This window comes from Caballeronia sp. EK (assembly GCF_014384845.1).
In the GTDB taxonomy this organism is placed as follows: Bacteria; Pseudomonadota; Gammaproteobacteria; order Burkholderiales; family Burkholderiaceae; genus Caballeronia; species Caballeronia jiangsuensis.
The window spans coordinates 112,590-131,723 of the sequence record NZ_JACSUE010000008.1 but is presented as its reverse complement, the minus strand read 5'-3'; the positions used below and the strand labels follow the sequence as shown (position 1 = coordinate 131,723).

Annotated in this window: 17 protein-coding genes and 3 tRNA genes; 11 read left to right on the top strand and 9 right to left on the bottom strand. The window is 62.3% G+C overall.

Going from position 1 to position 19,134, the window contains the following annotated elements; translation table 11 throughout:
• Positions 1 to 128: 128 nt before the first annotated feature.
• From IAG25_RS24915 to IAG25_RS24895, 5 genes are all read left to right on the top strand, one after another.
• The gene (locus IAG25_RS24915; protein WP_187607229.1) at positions 129 to 1,079 is read left to right on the top strand and encodes a YicC/YloC family endoribonuclease; all 951 of its coding nucleotides are present in this window, start codon (positions 129 to 131) and stop codon (positions 1,077 to 1,079) included.
• 9 nt (positions 1,080 to 1,088) lie between these two features.
• Positions 1,089 to 1,763: a guanylate kinase gene (gene gmk, locus IAG25_RS24910; RefSeq protein ID WP_187607228.1), complete on the top strand. Its 675-nt coding sequence runs from the start codon at positions 1,089 to 1,091 to the stop codon at positions 1,761 to 1,763.
• A 69-nt stretch (positions 1,764 to 1,832) separates the two neighbouring features.
• Positions 1,833 to 2,036: a DNA-directed RNA polymerase subunit omega gene (gene rpoZ, locus IAG25_RS24905; RefSeq protein WP_006999799.1), complete on the top strand. Its 204-nt coding sequence runs from the start codon at positions 1,833 to 1,835 to the stop codon at positions 2,034 to 2,036.
• Between the two features lie 68 nt (positions 2,037 to 2,104).
• Positions 2,105 to 4,498 carry a RelA/SpoT family protein gene (locus IAG25_RS24900; protein ID WP_035505310.1) on the top strand — a complete coding sequence of 798 codons (2,394 nt, stop codon included), beginning with the start codon at positions 2,105 to 2,107 and terminating at the stop codon, positions 4,496 to 4,498.
• A gap of 61 nt (positions 4,499 to 4,559) precedes the next feature.
• On the top strand, positions 4,560 to 5,051 hold the full coding sequence (locus IAG25_RS24895) for a phage protein NinX family protein (protein WP_187607227.1): 492 nt from the start codon (positions 4,560 to 4,562) through the stop codon (positions 5,049 to 5,051).
• Between the two features lie 61 nt (positions 5,052 to 5,112).
• Here the strand turns inward: IAG25_RS24895 and IAG25_RS24890 are convergent.
• Both IAG25_RS24890 and IAG25_RS24885 read right to left on the bottom strand, forming a co-directional pair.
• Positions 5,113 to 5,189, bottom strand: a tRNA-Arg gene (locus IAG25_RS24890).
• Between the two features lie 100 nt (positions 5,190 to 5,289).
• Positions 5,290 to 5,366, bottom strand: a tRNA-Arg gene (locus IAG25_RS24885).
• Between the two features lie 171 nt (positions 5,367 to 5,537).
• Between IAG25_RS24885 and greB the strand changes: the two genes are divergently transcribed.
• Positions 5,538 to 6,089, top strand: coding sequence for a transcription elongation factor GreB (gene greB / locus IAG25_RS24880; protein ID WP_035505314.1), 552 nt, complete (start codon positions 5,538 to 5,540; stop codon positions 6,087 to 6,089).
• Positions 6,090 to 6,163: 74 nt separating this feature from the next.
• Here greB and IAG25_RS24875 read toward each other — a convergent pair whose 3' ends face one another.
• Entirely contained in the window at positions 6,164 to 7,306 is a 1,143-nt protein-coding gene (locus IAG25_RS24875; RefSeq protein ID WP_035505317.1) for a porin, read from the bottom strand.
• A gap of 510 nt (positions 7,307 to 7,816) precedes the next feature.
• Positions 7,817 to 8,044: a hypothetical protein gene (locus tag IAG25_RS24870; RefSeq protein WP_187607397.1), complete on the bottom strand. Its 228-nt coding sequence runs from the start codon at positions 8,042 to 8,044 to the stop codon at positions 7,817 to 7,819.
• Between the two features lie 678 nt (positions 8,045 to 8,722).
• Here IAG25_RS24870 and IAG25_RS24865 point away from each other — a divergent pair.
• Positions 8,723 to 9,868, top strand: a complete 1,146-nt coding sequence (locus tag IAG25_RS24865; RefSeq protein ID WP_187607383.1) for an exonuclease domain-containing protein — start codon at positions 8,723 to 8,725, stop codon at positions 9,866 to 9,868.
• A 7-nt stretch (positions 9,869 to 9,875) separates the two neighbouring features.
• Here IAG25_RS24865 and IAG25_RS24860 read toward each other — a convergent pair whose 3' ends face one another.
• The 5 genes from IAG25_RS24860 to pepN all read right to left on the bottom strand — a co-directional run bounded on the left by IAG25_RS24860 (position 9,876) and on the right by pepN (position 15,458).
• On the bottom strand, positions 9,876 to 10,478 hold the full coding sequence (locus IAG25_RS24860; protein WP_187607226.1) for a chorismate mutase: 603 nt from the start codon (positions 10,476 to 10,478) through the stop codon (positions 9,876 to 9,878).
• Between the two features lie 235 nt (positions 10,479 to 10,713).
• A complete protein-coding gene (locus tag IAG25_RS24855; RefSeq protein ID WP_035505326.1) occupies positions 10,714 to 10,863 on the bottom strand; it encodes a hypothetical protein in 150 nt (49 codons plus the stop codon).
• Between the two features lie 613 nt (positions 10,864 to 11,476).
• Positions 11,477 to 11,552 (bottom strand) — tRNA-Thr (locus IAG25_RS24850).
• A gap of 53 nt (positions 11,553 to 11,605) precedes the next feature.
• Entirely contained in the window at positions 11,606 to 12,625 is a 1,020-nt protein-coding gene (locus IAG25_RS24845; protein WP_187607225.1) for a class 1 fructose-bisphosphatase, read from the bottom strand.
• A 115-nt stretch (positions 12,626 to 12,740) separates the two neighbouring features.
• Positions 12,741 to 15,458, bottom strand: coding sequence for an aminopeptidase N (gene pepN, locus IAG25_RS24840; protein ID WP_187607224.1), 2,718 nt, complete (start codon positions 15,456 to 15,458; stop codon positions 12,741 to 12,743).
• A 222-nt stretch (positions 15,459 to 15,680) separates the two neighbouring features.
• Here pepN and IAG25_RS24835 point away from each other — a divergent pair, with 222 nt between their 5' ends.
• From IAG25_RS24835 to IAG25_RS24820, 4 genes are all read left to right on the top strand, one after another.
• The gene (locus IAG25_RS24835) at positions 15,681 to 16,397 is read left to right on the top strand and encodes a DUF4136 domain-containing protein (RefSeq protein ID WP_187607382.1); all 717 of its coding nucleotides are present in this window, start codon (positions 15,681 to 15,683) and stop codon (positions 16,395 to 16,397) included.
• A 208-nt stretch (positions 16,398 to 16,605) separates the two neighbouring features.
• Entirely contained in the window at positions 16,606 to 17,304 is a 699-nt protein-coding gene (locus IAG25_RS24830) for a CDP-alcohol phosphatidyltransferase family protein (RefSeq protein WP_187607223.1), read from the top strand.
• Positions 17,301 to 18,113, top strand: a complete 813-nt coding sequence (locus IAG25_RS24825) for a HalD/BesD family halogenase (protein ID WP_187607222.1) — start codon at positions 17,301 to 17,303, stop codon at positions 18,111 to 18,113. The genes IAG25_RS24830 and IAG25_RS24825 overlap by 4 nt, the downstream gene beginning before the upstream one ends.
• Positions 18,110 to 19,126, top strand: coding sequence for a flippase-like domain-containing protein (locus tag IAG25_RS24820; protein WP_187607221.1), 1,017 nt, complete (start codon positions 18,110 to 18,112; stop codon positions 19,124 to 19,126). The genes IAG25_RS24825 and IAG25_RS24820 overlap by 4 nt, the downstream gene beginning before the upstream one ends.
• Positions 19,127 to 19,134 lie beyond the last annotated feature (8 nt).

Sequence of the window (19,134 nt, the reverse complement as noted above, 5' to 3'; positions counted from 1 at the left end):
CAAAAATGGGATAATGCCAATTCCTCGCCCGGCAGCCAAACGCGTGCCAATCCCAAAGCACTTTCGAGAGCGCCGGGCGTATCGTTGAATCGGCCTTCGCAATGAAGGCGCACATCGCGAGACGTACCATGATCTACAGCATGACAGGCTATGCCAGCGCGACGCGCGAAGTCGTCGCGGATGGCGCGGGACCCAATGGCGCGGGTGGTTCGGGCGTCGGTGTATCGGTGGAATTGCGCACGGTGAATTCGCGCTTTCTCGACCTGAATTTCCGCATGCCCGAGGACGTGCGCGCGACCGAGCCGCAATTGCGCGAAATGCTGATGACCAAGCTCTCGCGCGGCAAGGTCGATATCCGCATCAACCTGAATCGCGTCGAGCAGACCGCGAACGCGGGCGCGCTCAATCGCGAGGCGCTCACGCAACTCGCCACGCTCGAACGCGCCGTGCTCGATGTCTTCGACGGCGCCGAACGCATGCGCACCGGCGAAATCCTGCGCTGGCCCGGCGTGCTCGCGGAAAGCGCGGTGTCGCAGGAAACGCTGCGCGAAGCGGTGCTCGCGTGCGGCAAGCAGGCGATCGCCGATCTCATCGAAGTGCGCGCGCGTGAAGGCGCGGCGCTCGGCCGCGTGCTGATCGACAACGTGACGGAGATGGAAGCGATCGTCGCGCGCATCACGCCGCTCGTGCCGGAGCTCATCGCGAAACATCAGCAGAAGATCGTCGAGCGGCTGCAGGACGCGCTTGGCATCGCGACCACCGAAGGCGGCGCGACGGTCACGACGAGCGTGCCGCGCGAGGAAATCGCCGAACGCATCCGTCAGGAAGTGACGATGTACGGCATCCGCATCGACATCGCGGAAGAATTGCAGCGTCTCACCGCGCACCTCGCCGAGACGCGCCACGTGCTGCAAAAGGGCGGCAAGGTCGGCAAGCGGCTCGACTTCATGATGCAGGAGCTGAACCGCGAAGCGAACACGCTCGGCTCGAAGGCGGCGGCGAAGGAACTCGCGGACGCATCGATGACGCTCAAGCTGCTCATCGAGCAGATGCGCGAGCAAGTACAGAATCTGGAGTAACGCACCATCATGCCGAATACCACGCACCGCTCGCATAGTCATTACACGGGCATCTATCCGGGCAATCTGTTCATGGTCGTCGCGCCATCGGGCGCGGGCAAGTCCACGCTCGTGAACGCGCTGCTCGCCGAGGACCGGGACATCCTGTTGTCGGTTTCGTACACGACGCGCGAGGCGCGTTCGAAGGAAACCAACGGCGTGCAATATCACTTCGTGTCCGTCGACGAATTCATGGAGCGGCGCGAAAAGGGCGAGTTTCTCGAAAGCGCCGAGGTTCATGGCAACTACTACGCGACGTCGAAGCTGTGGATCGCGGACCAGATGAAGCAGGGCCACGACGTGCTGCTCGAAATCGACTGGCAGGGCGCGCAGCAGGTGAAGAAGCAGTTCCGCAACGCGGTGGAAATTTTCATTCTGCCGCCGTCGCTCGATGCGCTCGAAGACCGTCTCAAGAAACGCGGCCAGGATTCCGACAAAGTGATCGTGCGACGCCTGCTCGCGGCCGGCAGCGAGATGGCACATGCGTCGGAAGCGGAGTATGTCGTCATCAACGAGAACTTCGATCGCGCGCTCAACGAACTGCGCTGTCTCGTCGCCGCGACGCGCCTGCGTTTCACGTCGCAATACGCGCGCAACACGCAGCTTTTCGTGGACCTCGGCATCCACTCGACGCCGCAAGCATGACGCACTGCAGTGGCCGGGTCGTTCGGTCACATAAGGTAGAATAAAACCCATATTGAGAAGGAAACAAACATGGCCCGCATCACCGTCGAAGACTGCCTGAAACAAATCCCGAATCGCTTCGAGCTCGCGCTTGCGGCAACGTATCGCGCGCGCCAGCTCGCGCAGGGCCACACGCCGAAAATCGAGAGCCGCGACAAGCCGACCGTCGTCGCGCTGCGCGAGATCGCCGCCGGCCAGGTTGGCATCGAAATGTTGAAGAAGGTGCCCGTCTAAGGGCCGCCGTTCCGCCCGGTTTTTTTGCAACCGACAACCCAGCGCGTCACACCACCACGGAGGGGAAGATGAGTCAGACACCGTTGCCCATCTCCGCCGCCGTGGACCCCGACCTCGAAATCGATCAGGATTCCCTGCTCGATGCCGACAAGCCGCATGCGGCGCGCAAGTACATCGACGCGGTCCTCGAACAGTCCTTCCGCCATCTGTTCGGCCCGACCGCCACGCCGGAGCAGCCGCGCAAGCACGACGTCGTTTCCATCGCGAAACTGACGAACGGGCTCGCGAGCTACATCACTCCGGAAGAGATCAAGGAAGTCAAGGCGGCTTTCCACTTCAGCGACGAAGCGCACCTCGGGCAGTATCGTCAGAGCGGTGAGCCGTACATCACGCATCCGGTCGCGGTCGCGGAAATCTGCGCGGGCTGGAAGCTCGATGCGCAATCGATCATGGCGGCCTTGCTGCACGACGTGATCGAAGACCAGGGCGTGACCAAGACCGAGATCGCGGAGCGCTTCGGCGCGAAGGTCGCGGAACTGGTCGATGGCTTGTCCAAACTGGACAAGATGGAATTCCGCAATCGCGAGGAAGCGCAGGCGGAAAACTTCCGCAAGATGCTGCTCGCGATGGCGCGCGACGTGCGCGTCATTCTCGTCAAGCTCGCCGACCGGCTGCACAACATGCGCACGCTCGGCGCGGTGCCGCCAGAGAAGCGCCGGCGCGTGGCGCGCGAGACGCTGGATATCTACGCGCCCATCGCGCATCGGCTCGGGCTGAACAATACGTATCGCGAGCTGCAGGACCTGTCCTTCGCGAACTTCAATCCGAACCGGTACGCTACGCTCGAAAAAGCGGTGAAGGCCGCGCGCGGGAATCGGCGCGAAGTGGTCGGCAAGATTCTCGAAGCGGTGCAGCGCACCATCGCGGATGCCAAGATCAACGCGGAAGTCACCGGCCGCGAGAAAACGATCTACAGCATCTACAAGAAGATGCGCGACAAGCAGTTGTCGTTCTCGCAGGTGCTCGATGTCTACGGCTTTCGCGTGGTCGTCGAGAGCGCGCTGGAATGCTATACGTGCATCGGCGCGCTGCATGCGCTCTACAAGCCCGTGCCGGGCAAGTTCAAGGACTACATCGCCATTCCGAAGGTGAACGGCTATCAGTCCCTGCATACCACGCTCGTCGGTCCGTTCGGCGCGCCGATCGAGTTCCAGATCCGCACGCGCAAGATGCACGAAATCGCCGAGGCGGGCGTCGCGGCGCACTGGCTCTACAAGAACGGCGGCGCGGATCTGAACGACGTCCAGAAGCGCGCGCATCAATGGCTCAAATCGCTGCTCGATATCCAAAGTGAAGCAGGCGATTCGAGCGAATTCCTCGAACACGTAAAGATCGACCTGTTCCCGGACGCGGTCTATGTATTCACGCCGAAGTCGAAGATCATGCCGCTGCCGCGCGGCGCGACCGCGCTCGACTTCGCGTATTCGATTCACAGCGACCTCGGCAATCAGTGCGTCGCGGTGAAGATCAACAACGAGCTTCTGCCGTTGCGCACGGAGCTGAAGAGCGGCGATATCGTCGAAGTGATCACCGCGCCGTATTCGAAGCCGAATCCCGCGTGGCTCGGCTTCGTGCGCACCGGCAAGGCGCGCTCGGCGATCCGTCACTACCTGAAGACGATGCGTCTGAACGAGTCCGTCCAGTTGGGCGAGCGGCTCGTCGATCAGAGTCTCAAGGGCTACGGGCTCGCGCTGTCGGACGTCACGCCGGAAGTGTGGGAAAGGCTCGTGCAGTGGACCGGCAACAAGACGCGGCAGGAAATTTTCGCGGATATCGGTCTCGGCCGTCGCGTGGCAGCGGTGATGGCCAAGCGCATCGAAGTGTTGATGAACGGCATCGCAGATGACGACGAACATCCGCGCGAGCATCACAACACCAATACCGCGCCGCCGGTGGTCATCACGGGCACGGAAGGCATGTCGGTGCAACTGTCGCCGTGCTGCCGCCCAATCCCCGGCGACGACATCATGGGTTATATCGGCATCGGCCTCGGCATGGCGATTCACACGACCGAATGCCGCGTCGCGCAACGGATTCATCGGCGCGATCCGGGCCGCTGGATCGATGTCGCGTGGGCGCCGCAGCCGGGACGGCTCTTCGATGTCGCCGTGAAGGTGCTCGTCAAGAACACGAAGGGCGTCTTCGCGCGCGTCGCGGCGGATATCACGTCGGCGGACGCGAACATCGTGCATATCGCGATGGACGAAGACGTGTCGCAGGAAGCGAAGCTCTTGCGCTTCGTGATCCAGGTGAGCGATCGCGTGCACCTGGCGAATGTCATGCGCCGCGTGCGCACCAATCCGGACGTGATGCGCATCGCGCGCGAGCGTCCGAGCGACGAACCGCATCACCGCAATCAGGACGGCGGCATGCGCATCGACCGCGAGCGCGCCGACTACTGACGCGGCGTGGTATGCGGCGTGCATGCCTGTCGTCGATCGACGAACAGGAGAACGCGCCGCAATGAACACTTCAGATCTCGAAGGCGCCACGCTCGACTACTGGGTCGCGCGCGGACTGCACGAATTCATCCGAGAGATTCACTTCACCGACAGCGGAGAGACGCTCTCCATACGCGGCAACGACCGCGGCAAGCCTTGGGACGGACGTTTCCTGCCGTCGACTTCCTGGGAGGCGGCGGCCGTCGTTCTGGAGCGTGCCTGCAAGCTGGAGATGCACGATCACGGGCGCGGCGAGGTGGTCTGCACCGTGAGCTTCGGCAAGGACGGCCAGCCGATGGAAGGGCGGGGCGCGTCGCTGCGGATCGCATTGCTGCGCGCCTTCGTGCGCCACACATTCGGCGATTACGTCGATGATGAATTCCCGCGCCGCTCGCAGACCTTGCTCGGCGCGCGGGCGGAGGCGATCGGGGAGTCGAGCGCGGTGGCGTCGGTGGAGGACGTGCCGAGGCCGGAGTTGCATATCGGCGATATCGGCTCGGTGCCGCGTCAATAGGCGACGCTTCAAGGTCGCCAGAAACAAAAAGGGCCTTCCGTATGGAAGGCCCTTCGAAAGATGGCGCGGCTGGCAGGATTCGAACCCACGACCCCTTGGTTCGTAGCCAAGTACTCTATCCAACTGAGCTACAGCCGCACGCAAAACGGTACTGCTTATACTGCACGGCGCTTTTGGTTAAGCGCTTGATCTCTTCATCGAGCGGCGCGACCGCCGGGCGTGAAAACATCAGAATAGGTGGCGCGGCTGGCAGGATTCGAACCCACGACCCCTTGGTTCGTAGCCAAGTACTCTATCCAACTGAGCTACAGCCGCACGCAGAAGCGGAATTATAGCCAAGTCCATTCCGAAAAGGAAGGGGTTTTGCCCAGACTATCGAATTTTCTATCAGAAAGCGTTCGACGAAAGGGGCTTCCGGCGTGGTAAGTTGGTATCTGGAACGCAAGTACCCCACGCAATCGGACTTCACTCGGCATCGACCGCATCATGAACAAGGCATTTGTCAAAGAGTCGGATGACACCGACGACGACCTCGAGCTCGGCCATCCCGATGTCCCGGCGGGCACGAAGAATTACATCACGCCAGCGGGCCACAAGCGGCTGCGTGACGAGCTTCTGCAGCTTCTGGATACGGAGCGCCCGGAAGTGGTCAAGCTCGTCTCCTGGGCCGCTTCCAACGGGGATCGCTCGGAGAACGGCGACTATATCTACGGCAAGCGGCGGCTGCGCGAAATCGACCGCCGCATTCGCTTCCTGACGAAGCGCCTGGATCTCGCGGAAGTGGTGGACAGCAGCAAGCAAGAGAACGTCGATCAGGTCTTCTTTGGCGCGACGGTGGACTACGCGGGCGAAGACGGCGATACGAAGACGGTGACCATCGTCGGCGTGGACGAGGTGAATCTGGACATCGGCTACGTGAGCTGGATCTCGCCGGTCGCGCGGGCGCTGTTGAAGGCGAAGACCGGCGACACGGTCGCGCTGCACACGCCGGCGGGCGTGCAGCAGATCGACATTCTGGATGTGCGCTATCCGGACTGATCGAACGTCGCTGTACAGACGAAAAAAAGCCGCTCCGAAGAGCGGCTTTTCTACAACAAGACTGCCTGCGAAGCTTAGAAACGGTGACGCATGCCGACCGTCGCCGAAACCTGGTTGCCGTTCGACGACATGCCCACACCATTGATCACCGCACCGAACGGCAGGCCTTCCTGGTCGGTCATGTGCTGGTATTCGCCTTGCAGGTACACGTCGGTACGCTTCGACAGCGCGTACGCCGTTTGCAGGCTGAACTGGTGGAACTTCGGCTTTTCGCCGTCGATACGGCTGTCGGTGTAGGTGTAAGCACCCGCGAGCGACAGAGCCGGCGTCAGGTTGTAACGGCCGTTGACTTCGTAGTTGGTGAAGCGAACGTGACCGTCGGTCAGGTTGATCGAGCCAGCGCCTTGCGAGCCGACGTTGGTGATCGACGAAGCGTTGTCCAGCATCGTTTGCGTGAACACGAAGCCGACGGTTGCCGCGCCGAACGCGTAGTTCACGCCGCCGCCGAAGATGCGCTGACGGCCAGCGACGAACGGCGTGTTGTCGGTCGTGATCGCGCCGTTGACGTTGTTCGTCGGCGAACCGACGTTGTTCAGTTGCATGTACGCGGCCGCAACGTTCAACGGGCCGTAGTTGTACGACGCGCCGACGCTGTAAGCGCGGTTATCCGCAAAGCCGCCTGCCTCGTTCGAGAAGCCGTACATCGCGCCCAGCTTGAAGCCGGCGTAGTTCGCGCTCGTGTACTTGACCGAGTTGTTGACGCGGAACGTGTTGTCGAGGTTGTCGTTGTCGAACGGGTGGGCGAACTGCGTGCCGCCGTATTGCGTGCCCGTCAGAGCGAGAGGCCCGAGGAAGTCGACCACGGAGTCATATTGACGGCCGAGGGTCACGGCGCCGAACTGGTTGCTCGACAGACCGACGAATGCCTGACGACCGAACTCGCGACCACCTTGGCCATTCGTGCCGTTCATGATGTTGAAGCCGTTCTCCAACGTGAAGATCGCCTTCAGGCCGCCGCCGAGGTCTTCCGAACCACGCAGGCCCCAACGGCTGCCGTTGACGGAACCGCTCGTCGCCTTCCAGTTGCTATGGCCTTGCTGGTTGTTCGTGTAGGTGATGCCGGCGTCGATCAGGCCGTACAGCGTGACGCTGCTTTGCGCATGAGCGGCGGTAGCAAAAACGCCCGACAGGGCGGCGACCACGAGAGTCTTTTTCATCTTTGTAACTCCGAGAGCAGATTGGGCCGGGGACCCAGGCTTTGAGGAAACCTCGCTCCGGCGCGCTGCGAGAGGCGCGGGCGGAGGAGCAATGCATCGGCGATGCAACACATTTGTTTCCGGACCAGACGAAGTGTAAAGACGGTGTTACAGGCGGGACGTTCCAATTTCCACAATAAACCATTGTTGATGCCACAATGATCGTTGCAGCGTATATTTTTCTTTATATACAATGATTTATATGGGAATAAAGTCGTAAGGACAGAGGTGTCAACCAAATGACGTTGCGCATGCGCGACATGATTCGCGTTGAAAATGACGGGAAATTTCTCAAGATCGATTGTTGAGATATCTGAAACAGAAGTTTGCGGCTTTTGCAGGTAATTAATGCGGACCGTATCGCTATACTGTCATTTCTGCTTTCCGAAGCAGACTTTTTCGTTGACGGAAAAAGATCTCCAAACTTTGTCAGCGCGACTTCCCGGTCGCGCTTTTTTTTGTCACATCGCGCTATCGCGTCTGGGCGCCTTCGTCCGCCACGAGGTCGCCGTCGGGCGGCGTCGCCCAGTCCTCCATCACGTAGTGCCTGGCATCCATGGGCGATGAGAGCAGATTCTGCCAGTGGTCGCCATGCCAGACGGGATCGAAATCGAGAGATGAAGCGCTCTCTGTCGCTGGCGTGATCGATGGCGCGGCGAACGATTTCAGCCAATGCACGAATCGATTAAGTGGAATCATCGTCGGTTGCCCTCCATTACATTTAAGTCGTAGCTTAGTTTCCATGTTGCTTAATGCTGGAGGATCGGGCAAGAGGAGTAAACACTTACGATTCGAATAATCTAGTTTCAGTTTGAATGAATATGCTTCGTGTGCGTCGATATATTGTTCGGGGTCTATTCGAACGTGACCCTGACTGTAGATGTTTCCAGTAGTTCGAATCAGATTTACCTTTGAAAGTCGGGCGATAAAGTCGATTATCTTTTAGCGAAAATTAAATGTGATATTCGCGTCCGTAGATAGGCGCAACGCGCCATCCCGCGAGACAACGCCGGCCGTTCGCCGCGTAGAGCCTGCGGTCGCGGGCCTACGCCGTCGCCATCTTCGATGCCGATTTGCCCGGACATGATCGAGCTACCGACGCACGTGACCTAAGACTCTGGTAATCCGGGAATGCTATTACGGGTTATCCGCCATTGCGAGAATAACAAATCAGCAAAAGCTGAATAATAAAGAAACAAAAGATCAAATTCAGCACGGCTCATTAGAGCCAAGTTCGTTCGGCGCTCGGAGATAATCCGAACCAACCGCCATCCGCGACTTCCGTGAGCAAAGCCCTCGATCCGACGCTGCGTTAGAATGGGCAATCCAGCCAACGTTTCCACACCGGCGCCCACCGCGCCGCCTTCGCCGTCCACGATGCATCCCGATCTGTCCGCAAACCTTGTTTTTCAATCCGAGTCCATCGTATTCGTCGACCTCGAAACGACCGGCGCCACGTTCGGCGTGGACCGCATCACCGAGATCGGCATCGTGGAGGCAGGGCCGTCGGGCATCTCGCAATGGTCATCGCTCGTCAACCCGCAAAAGCCGATTCCCGCGTTCGTCCAGCAACTGACCGGCATCACCGACGCGATGGTGCGCGACGCCCCGACGTTCGAGCAGCTCGCATCCGGTCTGCTCGAACGGTTGAACGGCCGGCTCTTCGTCGCGCATAACGCGCACTTCGACCACGGCTTCCTCAAAGGCGAATTTAGGCGCATGGGTCTTCGCTTCGCGCCGGACGTGCTCTGCACCGTGCAGCTTTCCCGCGCGATCTATCCGGCGGAAAGCCGTCACGGCCTCGATGCACTCGTCGAGCGCCACGCGCTCGTGCCTTCGGCGCGGCACCGGGCGCTGGCCGACGCCGACCTGCTCTGGCAGTTCTGGCAACACCTGCATCGCGCAAACACGCACGATGTCATGCGTGCGCACCTCGAACGCGTGACGCGCCGGTTCCAACTCGCGGCGCACATCGACGAAGACACGATCGAGCAGATCGTCGCGGGCTGTGGCGTCTATATGTTCTATGGCGACGACGACACGCCGCTCTACGCAGGCCGAAGCGTGCGCTTGCGTCAGCGCGTGCGCTCGCATCTCGTCGGCCCGCGACGTTCGGCGAAAGATCTGCGTCTGTCGGCGCTCGTGCGCCGCCTCGAATGGAGAGCGACGGGCGGCGAAATCGGCGCGCTGCTGGCCGAGGCGCAATGGATAGCGAGCGCGCGTCCGGCGCACAATCGCGCGCCGAAGTCGCGTCCGGGCGACGCCCGCGGCGCGCCGTGGCCTTACGCGGGCGCGATCGCGATCGAGGAGCGCGACGAGGCATCGGGGCAACGCGCGTGGCATGTCATCGACAACTGGTGCTATCTCGGCACCGCCAGCGCACTGGAGCAGGCCGGCGCGCTGCACGCGAGCGCCGATTCACCCGCGTTCGAGCTGTCGACCTATCGAATCCTGAGCGAGCGTCTCGCGCGCGGGCTCGCCGTGACACAGATCGCCTGCGGAACGGTTGCGTCCACAGTCTGAAGCGCGATCAGCCGACCGCGCCCACGCCGCCCGAAGCACACACGTGCGAGAGCGCGCGCATGAGCGGCGCGTTCATCGACGAGTTGTAGCGTGTCAAATGCTTCCAGCGCGCGACACTCTCGGCGAGCCGCACCGGACAGTCCTCCGCGTGACGAATCGGCTCGACATGCGCAAGCGCCGACACGAGCGACTGCGTGAGCCGATCGAGCTTCGGCCGCGTGTCCTTCGCGAGATCGGGCGGCGACCCTTCCGGCGCCGACTTCAGCGCACGCCAGTTGGCAAAGAGCGCGTTCTGCACATCCTTGCTGGCGTCGATCTGATCGCGGAAGAACTGCCGCGCGAAGTCGGGATCGACTTGCGCGGCCGACGCCTTTTCTTCGACATGCTTGAGCAATGCCTCTTCGCGCGGCGCGTCGGTGATCGGCTCCTGATGAGCCCACTTCCAGCGCGCGACCGGTTCCGCGAGCGCGAGCCGTTGCGACACGAGTGCGATGAGGTTGGTGAACGGAGTATCGTCGCCGTCCGCGTGCACGGATGAGGGCGCGGCGAGCGCGAGCACGCAGGCGAAAGCGGCGGAGACGAGAAGGGAAGAGTTCGATCGGCGGCGCATCGGTATCCGGGCAAAAGCGCCAGAATAGCGCACCGCCCTCAAATCTGAACGACAGCAGCCAATTGATGGAAAACGATTCGACGAGGCGAGCCGCACTGCACGACTCGCTCGAATGCGGTCATGAACGAGGGGCGCGACGCGTCCTGGCCTGAGCCATATCCGGACCGGACGGTCCAAGTGCGCCGCGCGCAGCGGGCGTCGTTCTCACGACGACGGCGTGATCCAGTATGTCCGCCTATTTGGACTGCGCCGAGTTGCGCTGTTCGTCGAAGAACGCGCGCACATGCTCGGGCAGCTCGGTCGCGAGAAACTCGACGCCAACCGGTTCCGGATCCGGACAGTGCACTGTGTCGGGCGTCGGGATTTTGGTCGGTTTTGCGTCCATGATTTCTCTCCTCAATGACTACAACAATTGCGCCAACTTGGCCGATGCAGCTTTTGCGCCGCCACATGCAGCCGAAATATCCAATACGGTTCTCTCTATAGATGCGTTATCGGATCGCGAAAGCTTCGGCTTGAGTCCATTCGCGCGATTCGACGTTCAGCGCATGATCGTTCGTGTTGCGGACCGGTCGATATCGGTAATTGCTTGCCGGTACTTACTGAATTGCTGCAAAAAGTACAGTTCTAATGGCAGCCGCGAGAGCCGCACCCAGCATGGCTCGGCGCGAAGCTCAGCCGTTGCGTACTTAAACTGTAGCTTTTCCTCTATGGATATAACGATACCGGGAAACCAGCGTTGACGCTTGATGGTGCGGAGCGGAAAATGGCTCGTTGTTGTACGAAAGCGCACATATAAGGCGAATCAGGTGCGCGGAGCGGCGGCTCGTGAAATCGGTGAAGCCGATTTTGGCTGGCATCGCAATCCCGTGTACGAACTCGACGTTCGTTGCAAAAAACGCGAAACCCGTTGCTCGCGTTCCACAGGATCGACCCAAAAGCAAAAACCCGCGATCACTTGCGTAATCGCGGGTTTTTTGATGCTGCCTGAATCTTTGTGGTGCCGGAAAGAGGAATCGAACCCCCGACCTTCGCATTACGAATGCGCTGCTCTACCGTCTGAGCTATTCCGGCATCAGAGAAAAAAGATTATAGCGACCACATTCTCGTTTTGGCAATAGCCTGAATCAATTTTTCTTTTCGAGGTGGTAGCGGGTCACGCGATCGACTTCGCTCTTCGATCCGAGGAACACGGCCACGCGCTGATGCAGGCTCGTCGGAACGATATCGAGGATGCGTTGCTCGCCGTTGGTCGCGGCGCCGCCGGCCTGCTCGACGATGAACGACATCGGGTTCGCTTCGTACATCAGGCGCAGCTTGCCGGGCTTCGACGGATCGCGCTTATCGGCCGGATACATGAAGATGCCGCCGCGATTCAGAATCCGATGCACGTCCGCGACCATCGACGCGATCCAGCGCATGTTGAAGTCTTCCTTGCGCGCGCCGTCCTTGCCGGCGTTCAGCTCGTCGACATAGCGCTGCACCGGCTCGTACCAGTGGCGCACGTTCGACGCGTTGATCGCGTATTCGCGCGTTTCGTCGGGGATCGTCATGTCGCGCTGCGTGAGCACCCACGAGCCGAGTTCGCGGTCGAGCGTGAAGCAGTTCACGCCGTGGCCTGTCGTCAGCACGAGCACCGTCTGCGGGCCATAAACGGCGTAGCCCGCCGCGACCTGCTGCGATCCCGGTTGCATGAACGCGGCTTCGCTCGGCTCGACGCCGTCCGGGCAACTCAGCACCGAAAAGATCGTGCCGATCGACACGTTGACGTCGATGTTCGACGAGCCGTCGAGCGGATCGAACGTCAGCAGATAGTTGCCCTTCGGATAGCGATTCGGAATCGGGAAGATCTTTTCCATTTCTTCCGATGCCATAGCGGCCAGGTTGCCGCCCCACTCATTGGCTTCGAGCAGGATTTCGTTCGAGAGCACGTCGAGCTTTTTCTGCACTTCGCCCTGGACGTTCTCGCTGCCGGCCGAGCCGAGCGCTTCGCCGAGCGCGCCCTTGCTCACGTGATAGCTGATCTGCTTGCACGCGCGCGCAACGACTTCGATGAGCAGACGGAGATCGGCCGGCAGGTTCTGGTGTTCACGCTGCTGTTCGATGAGGTACTTCGACAGCGTGGTGCGGCTGGAGATGGAGGACATGCTAGGGCTCCGTGAGCGTTAGACGAATATTCACGATTCTAACCGCTCGACCCGGCCACCCCATGTGACAGCGACCGCCGTGCCAAAACTTCACGCTGCGGTCGCAAAACAGCCTTCAGGCCGCGAGCGCCTTTTCGACGACCTCGCGCACGTCGCGCGATTTCGCCTTCGATGCGACTTCGCTCAGCGCCGCGTGCATCTTCTCGCGCAAGCGCGGCGTAAAGCGGCGCCACAGTTCGAGCCCGCGCGCGAGACGCGCCGCGACCTGCGGATTGAGCGCGTCGAGCGCGATCACCTGTTCGGCCCAGAACGCATAGCCCGAACCGTCGTCGGCGTGGAACTGCGCCGGGTTGCCGCTGCAGAAGCTGAAGATCAGCGAGCGCGCCCGATTCGGGTTCTTGATGTTGAACGCCTGATGCTGCATCAGCTTGCGCACGATCTCGATCACCTTGCGATCCGGGCCGCCGCGCTGGGTCGCCTGAAGGGCGAACCATTTGTCGATGACGAGCGCCTCGTTCTCGAAACGCCGATAGAAGTCCGCGAGCGCCGCGTCCGCGACGGTCGCATCCGCGCCTTTCGTCGCGCTCGCGAGCAAGAGCGCGGAAAGCGCCGCCGAGCGGTCCGTCATGTTGTCGGCGGCATCGTATTGCGCCTGCGCGAGGTCGACGGCTTCACGCGGATCGTCGAGCTGGCTCAGATAGGCGAGCGAGAGATTCTTCAGGCCGCGCTTGCCCGCATCTTCCGGCAGCGGACGATATTCACCCGGCGTGCGGTTCGCTTCATATGTCGCGAGCCACTTGTCGCGCAATTGCGACGCGAGACGGCGGGTCATGAAGACGCGCGCCGCGTGCACGGCGGCCGGATCGGACACGGCCATCTGCTCGGCGAGATAGCTTTCCGACGGCAGCATCAGCGCGAGTTCGCGGAACGCGGGCGTGAGCGTGGTGTCGTCGAGCACGCGGGCGAACGCGGCGATCACCTGTTCGTCGATGGCGAGCGCTTCGCCTTTGGCCGCGCGTCCGGCCAGCGCGAGCAGCTCGCGCGTGGCGAGACGCTGGCCGGCTTCCCAGCGGTTGAACGGATCGCTGTCGTGCGCGAGCAGGAACGCGAGCTCGTCGTTCGTATAGTCGTATCCGACGATCACCGGCGCCGAGAAATTGCGCAGGAGCGACGGCAGCGGCGTTTCGTTCACATCGACGAACGTGAAGGACTGCTCGCGCTCCGTGAATTCGAGCACGCGCGTCGTTCCGTTCGGCTCCTTCTCGCCTTCGAGACGCAGCGGAAGATCCGCGCCGTTCCGGCCGATCAGACCGACCGAGAACGGAATCAGCAGCGGACCTTCCTGCGTGTCGCGCGCGGCTTCGGAGCCGTCGCCGTATCCCTGCGTGAGCGTCAGCGTGTAGCGCCCGTTCGCGGCGTCATGGTGCGCACGGACCGCCACGCGCGGCGTGCCGGCCTGGCTGTACCAGCGCTCGAACTGCGCGAGATCGCGATGATTCGCGTCGGCGAGCGCGTGACGGAAGTCGTCGCAGGTCACGGCCTGGCCGTCGAAGCGCTGAAAATAGAGATCCATGCCGCGCCGGAAGCCGTCGCGGCCGAAGAGCGTCTGATACATCCGCACGACTTCCGAGCCTTTTTCGTAGACGGTCATCGTGTAGAAGTTGTTGATCTCGACGTAGCTTTCCGGGCGCACGGGATGCGCCATCGGACCGGCGTCCTCGGCGAACTGCATCTGGCGCAGCACGCGCACGTCCTCGATGCGCTTGGTCGCGCGCGCCGCCGCGCTTGCGGCGCCTTCGGCATCGCCCGCGGCCATGTCGGCGGAGAATTCCTGATCGCGGAACACCGTCAGGCCTTCCTTCAGGCTGAGCTGAAACCAGTCGCGGCAGGTCACGCGGTTGCCCGTCCAGTTATGGAAGTACTCGTGGCCGACCACCGCTTCGATATTCGAGAAGTCCGTGTCCGTCGCGGTTTCGGGATTCGCGAGCACATACTTCGTGTTGAAGATATTGAGGCCCTTGTTCTCCATCGCGCCCATGTTGAAGTCGCTCACCGCGACGATCATGAAGCGGTCCAGATCCAGCTCCAGTCCGAAGCGCTTTTCATCCCAGCGGATCGAATGGATGAGCGAGTCCATCGCGTGGCGGGTCTTGTCGAGATCGTGCGGCTCGACCCAGACCTGCAGCAGCTTCTCCTTGCCCGATCCGGACCGGATGCGCTCCTCGATGCACACGAGCTTGCCCGCGACGAGTGCGAACAGATAGCTCGGCTTCTTGAATGGATCCTCCCATTTCGCGAAGTGGCGGCCGTCGGGCAGATCGCCTTCCTCGATCAGATTGCCATTCGACAGCAGCACCGGATACGCGCTCTTGTCGGCGCGCAGTGTGACGACGTAAGTGGCCATCACGTCGGGGCGATCGAGGAAGTAGGTGATGCGGCGAAAGCCTTCCGCTTCGCACTGCGTGAAGAAGTTGCCGCTGGAGACATAAAGTCCGGAGAGCGTCGTGTTCTCCGCCGGATTGCAGATGCTCTCGATGCTAAGCTCGAAAGCATCGGCCGGAATATTGCCGATGGACAGTCCGTTTTCATGAACACGGACATCCGCGTGCGCGACGCCGTCGATCGCCGCGCTCACGAATTCGAGCTGTTCGCCCATCAATTCGAGGCGCGACGCATCGCCCCGGGCGTCCGGGTTGCGGCGCAGCTTCATCGCGTTCTTCACGACCGTGCGCGCCGGCACGAGGTCGAACTCGAGCGCCACGGAATCGATCAGGAAAGCGGGCGGCGTGTAGTCCTGGCGGCGAATCACAGCGGATGCGGTCGTGGTAGACATGGCAAGATCTTCATGTTTGGATTGAACGGCGGCGGCGTCTCGCGTGCGCGGGTCGAGCGCACCAACGCATGCGCGCCTGGTCGAACCATTGTACAAGCCGTCCGGAGATCGTGAATCGGGCGGCGCAGCGCGTCGTGGAACCCACAAAACAGGACGCCGCCGTGCGGGTCACGGCGGTGCTGTCTATAACTGAGAAGGGTGCTCAACGAAGTGAGGATGACCATGAATTTCCCGATCAAGGCGCTCGCCAGATGGGCCGCGCTGATCCTGGCGGCGATGTGGCTCACGGGCTGCACCACCTATGTCCAGACGCAGGTCACCGCGTTCTCGGACTGGAGCGGCAGCGACACGACGCGCACGTACGCGTTCGCGCGCAAGGGCGAGCAGCAGAACAGCATCGAGCAGACGACCTACGAGACGCTCGTCGCGAACGAGCTGTCGAAATACAACTTCCGGCAGGTCCCCGAGGCGAGCGCGAATTATCAGATCGCGCTCGCCTATTCGATTCGCGGCGACACGGTGACCGTGCGTCAGCCGGTCTACTATGATCCGTGGCCGATGTACGGTCCGTGGGGCGCGGGTCCGTACTGGGGCGGACCGTGGGGCGGCTGGGGACCGTACGGTCCGTGGGGGGCGACGGGTTACGTCGACCAGAGCTATCCCGTCTATATCCACGCGCTGCAGATCCGCATGAACGACCGCAAGACCGGTCGCGAGACCTACAAGGTGACGGCAGTCAACTCGACCGGCGACGCGTCGCTCTATCAGGCGATGCCTTACCTCGTGCGCAGCGCACTCGCGGATTTCCCGCTCGGCAACGGCACGGTGCGCACGGTGACGCTGCCCGTCGACAAGAACGGCGGCATCTCCAACGAAACGGCGGCGGCCGGTTCGAACGGCGGCGTGGCCCCCGCGCCCGCGGCCAAAACCGTCGATTGATCGCGGGACGGATGCGACGGCCGCGCGCCGTCGCATCGTCGTGAAATCGTGTCGGAAATTATTGCCGCGGCGTGCCGGGCCCGATTCTGCTCACGGCTCCAGCGAAAGTTTAAAAAACGCCCGCTGGCCTTGACTAAACAGGGAATTATCGACGCGACGACGGGCCGCAATATATGCAGCTTCGGCGAATTAGCGATATATTTCCGGGATGACAAAATCGTGTCCGCCCCGTCCTGAAGCCGTTCCCGAGCCCACCACATGGGATGCGCGGCTCGCACGCCGCCTCGTCACGCCGCTCGTCGGCACGCCGGTAACGCCCAACCATCTGACCACGCTGCGCCTCGCCATCGGTCTGGCCGGGGCGTATTATTTGTCGCTCGGTCAGTTCTGGATGTGCACGCTCGGCGCGCTGCTGATCGCGCTGTCGAACCTCGTCGATCATACCGACGGCGAGCTCGCCCGCATCAGCGGACAGTCGAGCAAGATCGGCCATCTCTATGACCTCGCGTGCGACGCGCTCGTGACCGTGCTGCTCTTTCTCGGCATCGGGTTTTACGTCGCCGTACATCACCCGTCGATGCCCGTGCCCGCGCAATGGCTCGGCGGCATCGCGGGCGTGGCGGTCGCGCTGATCTTCTTTCTGCGCATGCGTATCGAATCGATGGTCGGCAAGTCCGGCACGAAGCAGGCGTCGATGGCCGGATTCGAAACGGAAGACGTGCTGTACCTGCTGCCGGTCGTGACGCTTCTGAACGGCATGACGCCGTTTCTGATCGCGGCGGCAATCGGCGCGCCGCTCTTCGCCATCTATGTGGCGGTGGACTATCAGCGCGTGAGTTCGCAGTTGAAACGCCGCGCGCAGGCATCCCCTGCAAAAGACGGCAACGATTTCCAGGCGGTGAGATGAGCGATACGGCAACTCCGGACGACACGCTGACGCAACCCGCGCTTGGGGCGGCGGTGACTCGCCCGTCGAAGCGCGACATCGATTCGACCATGAACGCGCGGCTTGTCACGCTGCCCACGCCGAAGCTGCGCGACGAGTACGGTCAGCAAGGCTCGTTTCTCTACATCGAAGATTTCCTGCCGCGCGATTTCACCGAGCGGCTGATCGCGGCCGTGCATGACGTGATGCCGTCGGTGAACCGCAACTATCTGCCGGGGCACAAGGCGGGCGGGAGCGTCAGCCGCCATACGCTCGACAAGCTCGCGCCGTTCATCGCGGATCTGTATCGTTCGGACGCGCTCATCAAGTGGCTGGAGTCGATCACCGGCGACAAGCTGCAACTCTCGCCGCAAGACGATCCGCACGCCTACGCGCTCTATTTCTACACGCGTCCGGGCGACCATATCGGCTGGCATTACGACACCTCGTACTACGACGGCCGCCGCTACACGCTCCTGCTCGGCGTGATCGACGATTCCTCCTGCAAGCTCGACTACGAACTGCACACGAAGACGCCCGGCATTCCGGATCAGCCGGGCTCGGTGCAATATCCGCCCGGCGCGTTCGTGTTCTTCGACGGCGACAAGCTGCGCCATCGCGTGACGCCGCTCGGCGAGAACGAGATGCGCGTGTCGCTCACGTTCGAGTACGTGACGAACCCCAACATGCGTCCGTTCCAGCGCTTCATTTCGAACATGAAGGACTCGATCGCGTATTTCGGGTTCAGGCAGGTCTTTCGCCGCAAGGGCGGCAAGAACGGACTGGCATGAGCCGCGCGGGCACATTCCTGCTGTCGGTCGGCGTGGTGCTGTTCGTCGCGCTGCTCGGCTGGCAAGGCTTCGGATCGGTCGCATCGACGCTGGCCGCGGCGGGCTGGGGTCTGCTCGCGGTCGCGGCGTTTCACTTCGTGCCGCTCGTCATCGATGCCGGCGCGATCAGCGTGCTCTTCGCCGACCGTCAGCGCGACGTGTCCCTGCTCGACGCGTTGCTCGCGCGCTGGGCCGGCGAATCGGTGAACAGCCTGATGCCCGCGGGCCAGATCGGCGGACCGATGCTGATGGTCCGCTATCTCGCGCAACGCGGCATGCGCGCGCGCGACGCGGCCGCCGTCATCACCGTGAGCACGACGATGCAAACCGTCGCGCAACTGCTCTTCGCGCTGATCGGCGTCGTGCTGCTGACGGGTTACGCGTCGGGCGGCTCGTCGTCGACCGTGACGATCGCCGTGCTGGCGGTGATCGGCGTGATCGGCCTCATGATCTTCGGTTTCTATCTCGCGCAGCGGCGCGGTCTTTTCGGCCGCGCGATGCGCTTCGCGTCGGGCATCGCCGCGAGATTCTCGGCCAAGCGGGACTGGTCGTCGCTCGTCACGCGCGCCGAAGCCGTCGATGCCGCCGTGCACGAGATGTATCGCGAGCGCGGCAAGGTGGCGTCGAGCTTCGGTCTGAGTCTCGTCGGCTGGATCGTCGGCACGGGCGAAGTGTGGCTCGCGCTGCATCTGCTCGGTCATCCGGTAGGCTGGGCGGAAGCGCTGCTGCTCGAAAGTCTCGGCCAGGCGATTCGCGGCGCGGCCTTCGCCATTCCCGGCTCGCTCGGCGTGCAGGAAGGCGGCTATCTGCTGCTCGCGCGTCTGGTCGGCTTGCCGCCCGAGGCGGCGCTCGCGCTGTCGCTCGCCAAGCGCGCGCGTGAACTGCTGCTCGGCGTGCCGGGCATCGTCTATCTGCATTTCGTTGAAAAAGGCTGGCAGCGCCGCCGTCTCGCGCGCGTGCCGGATATCGACTGACCCACCCA

Bases quoted from the DNA above. Each gene is read 5' to 3' on its own strand.
- IAG25_RS24870 (WP_187607397.1), bottom strand. From the start codon at position 8,044: ATGATTCCACTTAATCGATTCGTGCATTGGCTGAAATCGTTCGCCGCG.
- IAG25_RS24820 (WP_187607221.1), top strand. From the start codon at position 18,110: ATGAGCCGCGCGGGCACATTCCTGCTGTCGGTCGGCGTGGTGCTGTTC.
- IAG25_RS24875 (WP_035505317.1), bottom strand. From the start codon at position 7,306: ATGAAAAAGACTCTCGTGGTCGCCGCCCTGTCGGGCGTTTTTGCTACC.
- IAG25_RS24900 (WP_035505310.1), top strand. From the start codon at position 2,105: ATGAGTCAGACACCGTTGCCCATCTCCGCCGCCGTGGACCCCGACCTC.
- pepN (WP_187607224.1), bottom strand. From the start codon at position 15,458: ATGTCTACCACGACCGCATCCGCTGTGATTCGCCGCCAGGACTACACG.
- IAG25_RS24855 (WP_035505326.1), bottom strand. From the start codon at position 10,863: ATGGACGCAAAACCGACCAAAATCCCGACGCCCGACACAGTGCACTGT.
- rpoZ (WP_006999799.1), top strand. From the start codon at position 1,833: ATGGCCCGCATCACCGTCGAAGACTGCCTGAAACAAATCCCGAATCGC.
- gmk (WP_187607228.1), top strand. From the start codon at position 1,089: ATGCCGAATACCACGCACCGCTCGCATAGTCATTACACGGGCATCTAT.
- IAG25_RS24825 (WP_187607222.1), top strand. From the start codon at position 17,301: ATGAGCGATACGGCAACTCCGGACGACACGCTGACGCAACCCGCGCTT.
- IAG25_RS24860 (WP_187607226.1), bottom strand. From the start codon at position 10,478: ATGCGCCGCCGATCGAACTCTTCCCTTCTCGTCTCCGCCGCTTTCGCC.
- greB (WP_035505314.1), top strand. From the start codon at position 5,538: ATGAACAAGGCATTTGTCAAAGAGTCGGATGACACCGACGACGACCTC.
- IAG25_RS24915 (WP_187607229.1), top strand. From the start codon at position 129: ATGATCTACAGCATGACAGGCTATGCCAGCGCGACGCGCGAAGTCGTC.
- IAG25_RS24865 (WP_187607383.1), top strand. From the start codon at position 8,723: ATGCATCCCGATCTGTCCGCAAACCTTGTTTTTCAATCCGAGTCCATC.
- IAG25_RS24895 (WP_187607227.1), top strand. From the start codon at position 4,560: ATGAACACTTCAGATCTCGAAGGCGCCACGCTCGACTACTGGGTCGCG.
- IAG25_RS24830 (WP_187607223.1), top strand. From the start codon at position 16,606: ATGACAAAATCGTGTCCGCCCCGTCCTGAAGCCGTTCCCGAGCCCACC.
- IAG25_RS24845 (WP_187607225.1), bottom strand. From the start codon at position 12,625: ATGTCCTCCATCTCCAGCCGCACCACGCTGTCGAAGTACCTCATCGAA.
- IAG25_RS24835 (WP_187607382.1), top strand. From the start codon at position 15,681: ATGAATTTCCCGATCAAGGCGCTCGCCAGATGGGCCGCGCTGATCCTG.